Source organism: Dyadobacter sandarakinus, assembly GCF_016894445.1.
Lineage (GTDB): Bacteria > Bacteroidota > Bacteroidia > Cytophagales > Spirosomataceae > Dyadobacter > Dyadobacter sandarakinus.
The window spans coordinates 4,432,194-4,445,125 of the sequence record NZ_CP056775.1; the positions used below are offsets into that span (position 1 = coordinate 4,432,194).

The 12,932-nt window shown below is 48.4% G+C and carries 10 protein-coding genes and 1 tRNA gene; 8 read left to right on the forward strand and 3 right to left on the reverse strand.

Going from position 1 to position 12,932, the window contains the following annotated elements:
* Positions 1-302 precede the first annotated feature (302 nt).
* The 5 genes from HWI92_RS18010 to HWI92_RS18030 all read left to right on the forward strand — a co-directional run bounded on the left by HWI92_RS18010 (position 303) and on the right by HWI92_RS18030 (position 6,855).
* Entirely contained in the window at positions 303-3,206 is a 2,904-nt protein-coding gene (locus HWI92_RS18010) for a T9SS type B sorting domain-containing protein (RefSeq protein WP_204657854.1), read from the forward strand.
* Positions 3,207-3,307: 101 nt separating this feature from the next.
* Entirely contained in the window at positions 3,308-4,186 is an 879-nt protein-coding gene (gene fabD, locus HWI92_RS18015) for an ACP S-malonyltransferase (RefSeq protein ID WP_204657856.1), read from the forward strand.
* 68 nt (positions 4,187-4,254) lie between these two features.
* Positions 4,255-4,325 (forward strand) — tRNA-Gln (locus HWI92_RS18020).
* Between the two features lie 274 nt (positions 4,326-4,599).
* The gene (locus HWI92_RS18025) at positions 4,600-5,205 is read left to right on the forward strand and encodes a TetR/AcrR family transcriptional regulator (protein WP_204657858.1); all 606 of its coding nucleotides are present in this window, start codon (positions 4,600-4,602) and stop codon (positions 5,203-5,205) included.
* Between the two features lie 141 nt (positions 5,206-5,346).
* Positions 5,347-6,855: a lipopolysaccharide biosynthesis protein gene (locus tag HWI92_RS18030; protein ID WP_204657860.1), complete on the forward strand. Its 1,509-nt coding sequence runs from the start codon at positions 5,347-5,349 to the stop codon at positions 6,853-6,855.
* Here HWI92_RS18030 and HWI92_RS18035 read toward each other — a convergent pair.
* Positions 6,852-7,598, reverse strand: coding sequence for an ABC transporter ATP-binding protein (locus tag HWI92_RS18035; protein ID WP_204657862.1), 747 nt, complete (start codon positions 7,596-7,598; stop codon positions 6,852-6,854). The two genes, HWI92_RS18030 and HWI92_RS18035, sit on opposite strands and share 4 nt — an antisense overlap.
* Positions 7,599-7,611: 13 nt before the next feature.
* On the reverse strand, positions 7,612-8,340 hold the full coding sequence (locus tag HWI92_RS18040; protein WP_204657864.1) for an MlaE family ABC transporter permease: 729 nt from the start codon (positions 8,338-8,340) through the stop codon (positions 7,612-7,614).
* Between the two features lie 61 nt (positions 8,341-8,401).
* Between HWI92_RS18040 and HWI92_RS18045 the strand changes: the two genes are divergently transcribed.
* From HWI92_RS18045 to HWI92_RS18055, 3 genes are all read left to right on the forward strand, one after another.
* Positions 8,402-9,112, forward strand: coding sequence for an SDR family oxidoreductase (locus HWI92_RS18045; protein WP_204657866.1), 711 nt, complete (start codon positions 8,402-8,404; stop codon positions 9,110-9,112).
* Between the two features lie 73 nt (positions 9,113-9,185).
* Complete coding sequence (locus tag HWI92_RS18050; RefSeq protein ID WP_204657868.1) at positions 9,186-10,094, forward strand: ROK family protein; 909 nt, start codon at positions 9,186-9,188, stop codon at positions 10,092-10,094.
* 41 nt (positions 10,095-10,135) lie between these two features.
* Positions 10,136-10,846: a glycosyltransferase family 2 protein gene (locus HWI92_RS18055; protein WP_204657870.1), complete on the forward strand. Its 711-nt coding sequence runs from the start codon at positions 10,136-10,138 to the stop codon at positions 10,844-10,846.
* A gap of 80 nt (positions 10,847-10,926) precedes the next feature.
* Here the strand turns inward: HWI92_RS18055 and HWI92_RS18060 are convergent, their stop codons facing one another.
* Positions 10,927-12,921 carry a T9SS type A sorting domain-containing protein gene (locus HWI92_RS18060; RefSeq protein ID WP_229248241.1) on the reverse strand — a complete coding sequence of 665 codons (1,995 nt, stop codon included), beginning with the start codon at positions 12,919-12,921 and terminating at the stop codon, positions 10,927-10,929.
* Positions 12,922-12,932 lie beyond the last annotated feature (11 nt).

Genomic DNA, 12,932 nt, shown 5'->3' on the forward strand with positions numbered 1-12,932 from the left:
CACACTTTTAGAAACCCGGACGAGTCCCGGCCTGCCAGCAAAGCATATCAGAATCTGGAGATCAGTAAGGAAGTATGCGGGAGATTTGTTGCTGTATTGAAAACATAAGTATACCCGCAGGTAGTTCCGGGACCAGGCAGAAGTCGGCCTGTATTTCCGGAGTTGTTATGTATGTTTACAAAATCATACATAATCAATGCCGGTACACACATTTTTACCTAAATTTTCGTTGATTTAAGTGGTTGAAAAAAGCTGATTTACTTCATTCAGCCCTGTCTGGTTTTAGCTCTACACGGATATATATGCGCTCTGTTTTACCTTTTCTATTATTCTTTTTCCTGATTTTACTGGGTGCCGGGTTTGAAGCCAGGGCCACGCACATTCGTGCCGGGGAAATCACCGCACGCAGGATCTCGCTTACCTCTCCCACCTACGAGATCAAGCTGACTGCCTATTTTGACATCCAAAATGGCCCGGGTGCGTCGGAAGCGCAAACCAAGGTATTCTTTACGATTGGAAACGTAAGGTCCAGCGGTATTCCCGACATCATTGAAGCTCCCCGGCAGCTGCCTTTTCCCAACATCGGCAACAATACCACCCAGAATACCTACATCATCAATTATACATTTCCTTCTACGGGTAAATACCGCATTTCCTTTGAAGAGGATAACCGGAATAACGGGATCCTGAACATTGGTCCCCCGCCCACGCAAAACCTGAACTTTTACGTCAGTACCATTCTGGAAATCAACTCTACCCTTGGCCTGAACCAGACACCGGTACTCCTGAATGCCCCGATAGATCTTGCCGCCGTAGGCCAGCGCTACATCCATAATCCCAATGCTTTTGACGCGGACGGAGACAGTCTTGCGTACCGCCTCTTTATCCCTCAGCGGAGCGGCGTGAATGGCGCAGGTATCAACCTTCAGTATGTGGATCCCAATCAGATCGGCACGCCCGGCCAAACGGAAACGGGTGCTTCTCCCGCTACGTTCAGGATGGACAAGCTGACCGGCGACCTCATCTGGGATGCTCCCGTCACAAAGGGTTATTATAACGTGGCGTTCATTGTTGAAGAATGGCGAGATGGCGTACTGATCGGAGAAATTGTGCGGGATATGCAGATTATTGTGGAAGATGCGAGGAACGACCGGCCCCTGATTCAACCTATACCTGATATCTGCGTCGAGGCCGGCACCCTGATCAACCAGCGCGTTACGGCTACGGACAAAAATGGCGACAAGCTAACGCTTACCTCAACCGGTGGTGTTTACCAGAGCACACTGATCTCTCCTGCGTTGGCTTCCTTTAATGTAGCAAACCAGGGCGCCCAGGGTTCTGTAAACGGGCAGTTTATATGGCAGACATCCTGTAACCACATTCGGCTCGAACCTTATGATGTGCTGTTTAAAGTGGAAGATGCAGCCGGGCCCGGCGTGCCTAATGCGTCTCTTTTCCGTAAACTGGTGGACATGACAACGCTGAGTATCCGGGTATACGGACCCAAGGCAACCGGATTGCGGGCCGTAGCGGCTACTGACCCGGCCGGTGTGGCGTACCGTCTTACCTGGGACAGTTATAAATGTCAGATTGCAGGTGCCAAAATTGTGGTTTACCGCAAGGTAGGATGTACGGATATACCCGAAGATGTTTGTATTACAGGCCTTGACCCAAGTTCCGGTTATACCGAGGTGGGGCGTGTGGATGTAAATCAGACTTCTTACCTTGACAATAACAATGGTACCGGGCTTCAATCCGGCGTTTCTTACAGCTACCGTCTGGTAGTGGAATTCCCACGCCCCGGTACAAACATCAATGAGCCGGGCAGCCTGGTTGGCGGTGGTGAAAGTGTCGCTTCTGACGAATTTTGCCTGAACCTGCCGCTGGTCATGCCTGTGATCACTAATGTAACCGTAGATTCCACCAGCGCGACCAAGGGTGTTATCACCGTAAAATGGATCCGTCCGGTAGCGAAGTCGGGCCTTCCTGCCCAGTACAGGCTTTACCGGGGTGTGGGACAGAACGGAACTCCTTCTACCCTCGTAGCTACAATCAATACCAACCTGACACCAGGCGCCGCAGATACTTTGTTTGTAGACCGTAATCTGAATACGGAAGGCAATGCATACAATTACCGACTTGATTATTATACCACTCAAAACGGACAGCTGACCAAGTTTGACGACACTGAAACAGCAAGCAGCGTGCGCCTGGAACAAGGTGCTGCTGAGCCCGATGAAATCAGGCTGAACTGGTCGGCATTGGTACCTTGGAGCAACAACAACCGCATCCACAGGGTGTACAGGGAAGACAAGCGTAATCCGGGCACCTTCAACCGCATTGCAGAGGTTTCGGTAAAAGGTAATCAGACATTCACTTACCTGGATGACGGAACGGACAAGTATGCTGCCGATGGAACGATCAACACTACCATCGTGGCCGACTCAAACTATTGCTATAAGGTTGAAACTGTGGGATCTTATAACAACAGCCAGATCAGACCTGCGGTATTGTATAACTTCTCCCAGATCCTATGTATTTCGTCGGCTGATACCAGCAAGCCCTGCCCGCCGGTACTAACCCTTGATCCACTGAATTGTGACTCGCTGAATGCACATCCCGATGCGTTCTGCGGAGAGGTCAGCTTTACCAATCATTTATCGTGGCGGTATCCTTCCGAGGTAAATGGAAAAGAATGTGATGCAAATGTATCGTCCTACAAGATCTACTATGCAAGGTATGAAGACGAAACACCAGGGCTGATTGCCACCGTGACCACCCCGCCGTCTCCTCTGGCAACTACCTATGATCATCAGGGACTTACTTCTTTTGCCGGATGTTATTACGTGACGGCAGTCAACAGGTTTGGTGCGGAGAGTGCCCCGAGCAATACGGTTTGCAAAGACAACTGTCCTATGTATGTACTACCCAATGTTTTCACACCCAATAACGACGGCAAAAACGACATTTTCCAGCCGTACGAATGCCCGAGCTTCGTGCAGTCAGTAGAATTTAAGGCCTTTAACAGGTGGGGAGCACAGGTTTACTCCACGCGTGACGTGAATATCAACTGGAATGGTACTACCAATAACGGTAAGGAACTTGCCGCCGGGCAGTACTATTATGAGGCTACGATTCACTTCGAGTCTTCCAGGAGAGAGAGCCCTGCTAAGGTGCTGAAAGGCTGGGTACAGCTGCTGAGGTGATTTAAAGCTGTCTTTTTTCTTTCGGATACAAATATTTCCTTTGTAGCCCGGTCGTCAGGCCGGGCTTTTTTGTTAACACGAAACAACTTTAAATCAACGCTATGAAAAGGGCATTTGTTTTTCCCGGACAGGGATCGCAATACAAAGGAATGGGCCTTGACCTGTATCAATCCTCGGATTCAGCCAAGGCACTCTTCGAGGAGGCTAACCAGATCCTGGGTTTTGAAATTACCAAGGTGATGTTCGAGGGTACTGATGAGGAGTTGAAACAGACCAATGTTACCCAGCCAGCCATTTTTATTCATTCGGTCATTGCAGCCAAAATCAGCACCGACTTTGATCCCAACATGGTTGCGGGACATTCGCTCGGTGAATTTTCAGCCCTGGTTGCGGCGGGTGCCATTACTTTTGAGGACGGCCTGAAACTGGTTGCCAAGCGGGCTGCTGCCATGCAGAAAGCCTGTGAGCTGAGGCCTTCTACCATGGCTGCCATCCTAGGGTTGCCAGACAAAGTGATTGAGGATGTATGCGCAGGAATTACCGACCAGATTGTGGTACCTGCCAATTACAACTGTCCTGGCCAGGTTGTGATCTCAGGAAGTCTCGAAGGAGTAGAAAAAGCGTGTGAACTATTGAAAGCTGCGGGAGCCAAGCGTGCATTGATATTACCTGTGGGCGGCGCATTCCATTCACCGCTGATGGAGCCCGCCAGAGAAGAGCTGGCAACTGCCATTAACGAAGCCGAATTTGAAGCACCCATCTGCCCTATTTATCAGAATGTGGATGCACGCCCTGCCACGGAAGTGACGGTTATCAAAAACAACCTGATCGCTCAGCTCACTGCGCCTGTACGCTGGACCCAATCCGTTGAGCAAATGGTGGCCGACGGAGCTGAAAGCTTCACAGAATGTGGCCCCGGAAAGGTGCTTCAGGGCTTAATCAAAAAGATTGCAGCAAGTGTGGAGGTAAAAAGCATTTAAATTTTTTTTCATAAAACGCTTGACAACTTAGGTGCATCCGATTACTTTTGCACCACTGTTTACGGTTTTGGCCGATGGTGTAATGGTAACACAGGACATTTTGGTTGTCTTATTCAGGGTTCGAGTCCTTGTCGGCCAACAGCAGTTTGAGAGCTCACATTTGTGAGCTCTTTTTTTATGCGCTAACATGCACTTTGAAATACTTGCCTGCCTGATACTTTCAATGCGCAGACTGGCAGGAACGGAATTTTAGCAGTTTCCACCTTCCCGTTTTCCTTCCTCCTCCTATCTGTTTTCCCGAACCTATTAATAGTAAAATATAATTCCTATAAAGGTTACATATGCATTTGGGTTTCTATAATATTTCCAGATGAAATATTACATTTATGGTATTAACCTAAACGGCAGCAATTATGAAAATAGATAAAGTTAAAAAGCGCGACCGGGAGCGGACTAAGAGTAAAATCCTTCGGGCGGTTGGTGAGGTTATCGAGCAATATGGCACTGAAAAGGTGGGAGTTAACCTTATTGCAAGAACCGCCGGTGTTAACAAAGTACTTATTTACCGGTATTTTGAAAGTGTTGACGGACTCATGGAGCAGTACGTACAGTCCGGGGAATACACATCGACGCTGGGCACGGAGTACGTTGACAACATACCGCCGCTCGAATCTTCAAACCGCGCAGAAGCACTTACCGACCTGATGCTTACTTTCCTGAACGACCTTCGCCAGCGCAAGGCTACCCGCGATCTGCTGCGCTGGGAAATAGGCACAGGCAAGACCATCCTGTCGGATGCGCGAAACAAAATGGCACGCCAGATCGTCGATAAGATTGGCGACCTGCCCGATTACAGTGACACCAATGCGCTTGTTGCCTTCCTTTCGGCAGGTATTTACTTCCTTACCATCTCCACTGATTACCGCGAAGAAATGCTCGATGTTGACCTGCATTCCGATGAGGGCTGGCAGCGGATTGAGACATTGATCAAAAAAATCATCAAAAATGCCCGTGACTAATGAAAAGGAGTTCTTCCGGCACCGGGAGGACTCTTTTTTATTAGCCTTACCACAGCCCGCTTCCCTGCCTTATATTTGTCCCGTCCAATAAAACTTTCTCTGAAATAGCCTTATCACCGACGGGACGGCTGTGGAAACCATATGAGTGTACTTAAAAAACTCGCCAGCGAAACGGCCACGTACGGCATCAGCACCATGCTGGGCCGCTTTCTCAATTACCTGCTGGTCGCACTGCACACCAAACTTTTTGAACCGGAACAAATTGCGGCACAGGGGCAGCTGTATGCTTATGCAGGTCTGGGCCTGGTACTATACACTTTCGGGATGGAAACTGCTTTTTTCCGTTTTGCCAGGCAGGAGTCTGACCGTAAGCAATATTACGACCTGATCCTCAGTGCCGTAATCCTGATCAGCGTTTTCTTTTCAGGTACGCTTTTCATCTTTGCCCGCGATATTGCCGCCTTCATCAGGTATCCCGAGAGTGTATCCATTGTGCGCATGTTTGCAGTGATCATGGCCATTGACGGTATCGTTTCCATTCCGTTTGCCAGGTTGCGCCTCGAAGGCAAAGGCAAAAAGTTTGTTGTGATCCGTGTAACCAACATTCTCATCACCATTGCGCTTAATTTGTTTTTCCTGCTGGTGTGCAGGGACATCCATGCAGGCAGGTACCTGACCTTCCTGCAACCTTTTATCAATCTCTTTTACAACCCCGCACATGCGCCGGACTACATTGTACTCGCCAACCTGATAGCAAACCTGCTGTTTTTCTGGATGCTGCGAAAAGAGCTCACTGACTTCCGGTTTGTATTTGACCGCACCTTGTTCAAGCCCGTGTGGGTGTATGCCTTTCCCATTATGGTGATGAATGCAGGAGGCGTGATCAACATGCTTTTCGACCGGGCATTTATCCAGTTTTTACTTCCCGACAATTTCTATCCCGGTCGCAGTACCAAAACCGCCATCGGCATTTACGTACAATGCTACAAGCTGTCGATCTTCATGAACCTGGCTATTCAGGCATTTAAATATGCAGCCGAACCTTTCTTCTTCTCAAGAGGGGAAGACAAGAATGCGCCACCGGTATTTGCCGAAGTCACGAAATGGTTTGTGATCATATGCGTGCTGATGTGGGTGGGGATATGCATTAATCTCGACCTTTTTGCAGCGTTGTTTTTGAAGCAAAAAATATATCACGAAGGTCTGCCCATTGTACCCTGGCTTTTGGCAGGATACCTTTTCCTGGGTATTTACTATAATCTGGCAACCTGGTTCAAGCTGACGGATAAAACGCATTACGGCACGTGGCTGACCCTGTCCGGGGCTGCTGTTACCATTATTACCAGCTTCATACTGGTACCGCGTATTGGCTACCTGGGATTTGCAATTGCATTTGCATTATCGGGATTCTGGATGCTGGCAGCGTGTTATTTTTTAGGGCAAAAATATTATCCGGTACCGTACAATGTCACTTCGGCGCTTGGCTATATCGGTGCCGCCACGCTGGTGATTTTTGCTTCATCTTCCCTGAAAATAGAGGAACTCCACATAGCCGTGCCGGTACATATGTTGATTTTTGCAGTTTTTGCAGGTGCAGTATTCCTGATAGAAAAGCGCAATCTGCCTTTTTTCAGAAGAAAGCAAGCCTAGTTCTGCATTTCGCGCAGAAGCTTATTGGAAAACAAAAACTCGCGCAGTTCAGGCACGTTGGTGCGGGTAATGTCCTTGCTTTCGCCTTCCCAGAGCTTGTTGCCCTGGTACAGGAAAGTAATATTGTCCCCGATTTCCAACACGGAGTTCATGTCGTGGGTGATGATGATGGTCGTGATCTGGTACTCTTCGGTAATTTCCTTGATCAGTTCATCGATCTTAACAGAGGTCAACGGATCAAGGCCGGAGTTGGGCTCATCGCAGAAGAGATAAATAGGATTCATTACAATCGCCCGGGCAATTCCCACCCGCTTTTTCATCCCTCCGCTGATCTCGGACGGCATTCGTTTGGCAGCAGCTTCCAGCCCCACCCTTTGCAGGCAAAATGCCACCCGGTCCTGCTTTTCCTGTGCAGACTGGTCGGTGAGCATATCCAATGGAAAACGCACGTTTTCTTCCACTGTTTTGGAATCAAACAATGCACCTCCCTGAAACAATACACCCATTTCGCGGCGGAGTGCCTGCTGGGTATCTTTGTCGGAGTTGTAAAAATCGCGGCCGTCGTACAGCACATTCCCCTGATCGGGCCTGGCAAGTCCAATCATGCATTTTAATAAAACACTCTTGCCGGTACCGCTTCCACCAATAATCAGGTTGGTTTGTCCTTTTTGGAATGTAGCGGAGATACCTTTAAGTACTTCCTTGCCACTGAAAGCCTTTACAATATTGCTGACTTCAATCATGCTGCTGTGGATTTTACAATAGAAGCTGTGCAAGCAGGTAGTCGGCAATAAGTATGGAAATACAGCTGTTGGTCACTGCTTCCGTACTGGCTTTACCAACTTCCAGTGCACCTCCCGTTGTAAAAAACCCTTTAAAGGAAGAAATTGTTGCAATCAGAAACCCAAAAACAAAAGGTTTGACGCACATAAAAAAGATATTGTAAGGCACAAAGGAGTCGCGGATACCATAAAGAAAGTCGCGCTCACTAATAACACCCGTAAGCGTTCCGGCAGCATACCCACCCAAAATCCCCAGAAAAGCTGAAAATATAACGAGCATCGGAAATGTCAGCATGGCTGCGGCGACCTTGGGCAGCACCAGGTAAGAAGAAGAATTGATCCCCATCACTTCCAGCGCATCAATCTGCTCGGTAATGCGCATGGTACCCAGCTCACTGGCAATGTTGGAACCCACTTTTCCTGCCAGTACAATGCAGGTGATGGTAGGCGCGAGTTCGAGAATTTCCATATCGCGCACAATCAGAGCCACAGTTGATACCGGAATGATGGGACTTACGAGGTTGTAGGCAGTTTGTATACAGGATACGGCCCCGATGAAAGACGAGACTATGGCTACAATAAAAATAGAGCTTACACCAATCCCCACGCACTCCTCCATCAGCCGCCGCCAGTATACCGAAGCCTTTTCCCCACGCACAAAGAATGTCCCCAGAAAAATAAAGTATTTACCTATTACAGACATAATTTCTGATTGTATTCAATATTTTCGGGAAAAATAGGCAAAAAAAGAAGCAATCAGAAAAATGAATCCACTGGCAGTTATTACGGGCGGGACGAAGGGAATCGGCCGGGCATTGATTGAACGTTTTATGGCCGGCGGCTACGATATTATCACCTGCGCCCGGAATGCGGAACAACTTGCTGCTTTGCAGCGTAACATGCAGGAACATTACCCCGCAGCACACCTGGATTACCAGGCAGCAGACCTGTCTGACCGGAATGCGGTAACCGCATTTTCCGCTTTTGTCCAATCAAAACAACAAACGCCAGAGGTACTGATCAACAATACGGGCGTCTTTTATCCGGGACAAATCCACAATGAGCCGGAAGGTACATTGGAAAAAACCATTGAGACGAACCTGTACAGTGCTTACTACATTACCCGCGGCATCGTACCCGGCATGATGGACAAGCGTAAGGGCCATATTTTTAATATATGCTCTACGGCAAGTATTACTGCATATCCCAATGGAGGCGCCTACGGGATTTCCAAATTTGCGCTTTATGGTATGACAAAGACCTTGCGCGAAGAAATGAAAACATACCAGGTAAAGGTAACCGCTGTACTTCCGGGCGCTACCCTGACCGACAGCTGGAATGGTGTTGACCTGCCTGCAGAGAGGTTTATTGATCCTAATGATGTAGCTGAGGCTGTGTGGGCAGCCAGTCAGCTCTCTTACAGGGCGGTGGTGGAAGAAATCCTCATTCGCCCGCAGCTTGGAGATTTGGATTAATTCGCAAACAGTAAATCAAAATTGCTAAATTGCCGCATTTTTAAAATTATTTATTAAACCCATATTTCAGTTCATGGAACAATACCTCGGTATAGACGTAGGCGGTACTAACGTAAAAATGGGGATCGTTGACGCTACGGATGGCAGAATATCAAATTTTTACAGTCACGATACCGCCAGCTGGCGTAGTTCAGGGCACTTTATAGAGCGGTTGGGTGATGCAATTGCCTTACAGCTTGTTGAATATCCGGAAGTTAAAAAAGTGGGAATCGGAGTTCCCGGACTTACCACCCGCGACCGGACTACCCTGATCGAGATCACCGCCATTCCGGAAATAGACGGTATCGCCATTGTTCCAGACCTGAAAACAAGATTTCCGAATCACGACTTTTTTCTCGAAAATGATGCCAATGCAGCTGCTTTGGGCGAGTACTACTTTGGCGAAGACAAGCTTCCTGAGGACTACATTTTCGTGACGCTGGGTACCGGTATCGGCGGCGCGGCGATTATTGATAAAAAAGTGTTCAAAGGCGGCGGCGGAAATGCAATGGAGCCCGGCCACGTGCCCAGCAAAAACGGTAAGGTGCTGGAACGCAACATCGGTAAGAAAGAGTTGCTGGATATGGCCAACAACATGCGCGCCAACTATACCGGAAAAACGGTCCTTCCATCCGACGGCACAATCTCAACCACAGGACTTGTAGCCGCAGCAGCAGGCGGCGACGAGCTCGCCAAACAGATTTTCTTCGAAATGGGATACCTCCTGGGAGAAGGTCTCGTATCAATGGTCCGTATACTCGATATTACAACTATTTTGATCGGAGGCGGGATTTCTGCTTCTTTTGAATATATCTTGCCAGCCATTAACGATCGGTTTAAATACTGGCTGACGCCGTATTATCTGAAAACGATAAGTATAAAAAGAGCCACCCTGGCCAATGATGCAGGGTTGCTTGGAGCTGCATCGTTGTGCTTTGACTAACGTGCAATCCATACTGAACGCAATAAAGATTTTAGGTCCTGATGAAATTATCGGTAATTGTTCCTGCTTACAATGAAGAGAAAACGATTTGGAAAGTACTGGAAAAGCTTAAATCCGTAGAGCTGATAGGCGGTTTTCAGAAGGAGATCGTCGTTGTTAACGATTGCTCCACAGACAATACCGAGAACGTCGCCAGCCGTTTTATCATGGAAAATCCGTTGCTGGAAATAAGCTATTTCCGGCATGAGTACAATCAGGGAAAAGGTGCTGCCCTGCACACCGGCATCCGCCGTGCTACGGGCGACTATATTATTGTACAGGATGCCGACCTGGAATACGATCCCGAAGAGTTCAACATTCTGCTGAAACCTGTAATTGATGGCTATGCAGACGTGGTTTACGGTTCGCGGTTCATGGGTGGTAATGCACACCGGATCCTGTTTTTCTGGCATACGATCGGGAACAAGTTCCTGACGTTCCTGAGCAATATGTGCACCAACCTCAACCTGACCGACATGGAAACATGTTACAAGCTGTTCCGGGCGGATTTGCTTAAAAAACTCACTTTGCACGAAAAACGCTTCGGCTTCGAGCCGGAAGTTACAGCCAAAATATCCAGGGTTCCGAAAATCCGCATTTATGAAGTAGGGGTTTCGTACTACGGCCGGACCTACGAAGAGGGTAAGAAAATTAACTGGAAAGACGGTTTCCGCGCATTGTACTGCATTGTACGGTACGGATTGTTTGGGTAAAACAGGTTTTTCCTTCCATTGATCTAAAAGCAAGAGCCGGCCTGTGATGACACGGGCCGGCTCTTGCTTTTGATCGGTACTTACTTTTTTAGCAACTTCCTGCTCATTGTAATTCCGTTTTTCTGAATCAGCGATACAATGTAAATGCCAGCCGGTAATGCCGATAAATTGAGCCGCAAGCTGGTTTGCGCCACCAATGCTTTGCTTTGCACACCCTGCCCTTTTGCATTGGCCAGTGTCACGGTGCCTGTGGTGGGATTACGAAAACTGATTTCCAGCTGCTCTGCTGCCGGATTAGGGTATATCTGCCAGACCAGATCCTGCTGCGAAGGTTCAACCGACAGCAAGGGAGCCGTTTTGATGGTATCCGTCATAATGACCGACTCAGCGGCAGCACTAAATCCCTGGATACGATAGATATACGTAACATCCGGTACCACATCCTTGTCTTCATAGGCAAGTGTAGCGGCATTGAAGTTTCCTAATTGGGAAAACCCGGTTTCATCCTCCGCTTTGCGTTCGAGCACGTAGGTATCCGCCCCGGAAGATGCCCAGGTGACATTGACCGTGGAAAAAAGATTTTCCTTAGCTTCAAAAACAGAAAAAACAAGCGGTGCGGCAATCGGTACTTCCTGAAATGAAAATGCACCCAGCCCTCTGCTGTTTTTCAGAAAAGGACCATAGTAGACGCGGACTTTCTCCCCTTTGTAGGCAGGCAGGTAGGTGAGCTTTTCAGCCGAGGTACCTGCCGCTACTTTCAGCCTGACAATATTTCCCTGGGCTGTTCCCGAAAGTATTCCGGCAGACCGTGTTTCGTCTCCATCAAAGAAGTAAACGTCGCGCAGGCTTTTGGTGAATTTGACATTATTAACATCATCCATGAGCGTATCAGCCGGCCATTTCAGTGTTTGCAGACTGTCGTACATGAGCGTGATTTCATCTCTTTTGTCCGAGGTGTAGTAAATTTTTCTGACATCCGGACATGCTGTATTCGGGTCATTGACAGAGCGGTAGATGGTATTTGCAAAGTAGTTGTAAAACCTCTTTCCAAGCTCCTGGTAGCCCTTGATATCATAATGGATCCCGTCAAAGTACGGCAGGCCCATCACATTGAAATGATCCGTTTTTTCATACGTATACTTGGTTTTCCGCTGAAATTCGCGGATAGTACCGGCATAATAGTAAGGGTTGAACAACACAGGGATCTGAACGACAATGTATTTTTCAACTTGCGGATAATCACCCCGCCAGTAATTATAAAGCTTGTCGTACTGGGCCTGGTAGTTCTGAATGTTTTCCAATGCTTCCTGTTCGCCCTGGTACCAGATAAATGCCCGGATCCGCGTCGGGCTGGCTACTTTAATGCGGCGGTACAGCAGGCCGTACAGGGATGAATTGGCGATGTCGTTTGCATTCCGGTCTACATGGCCGGCGATGTACGATCCTGGCAATGCACCATTGATCACGCAGGTAGGAATGCTATCATTTTCCAGGATCAGGCGCTGCATTTCCACACTCCATGCGCCTGCATACGGCCACGACCAGTTGGATGCAATCCAGAGCGTGTCGCCAAAACCTACATTGGGGCTGGCGTCGGGCATACGGGCGATGGTACGTGCATACTTGCTCGACCAGTTCCCGAAATGTACCGCGGCTGCATTGGATTGCCCGCTGATCACGTAAAAGTCTCCCGCCACTACTTCTGTCCGCTTTACAACAAGTACAGAATCCGCTTCTTTACACGCATACACCTCAAAGTCGTAGTCGGCCATTTCGGCTTTGATCCTGGGGTTGAGCTGGAAGGTGGCGGAAGATGCAGTTCCATAATTAAGCCTCACACTGTCATAAGCCACCTGCTCCTTGTTACGGTAAGTTACCACGGACATGTGGTCCCAGCCGGCCGCTTCAATTATTCCTGCAATTGGTACAGTGGCTGTATCATTGTCGCTCCGCGCGTACAATTGAAAATCACGGGGCAGCTGATTGAAAACAACAGCGTAAAAGCGTTGTGCGAAGGTGTTTCCCGCACATAAAACCCATAATGCTGCCATGCAGCCGATTTTTGTAAAATTCATTTCATTCAAAA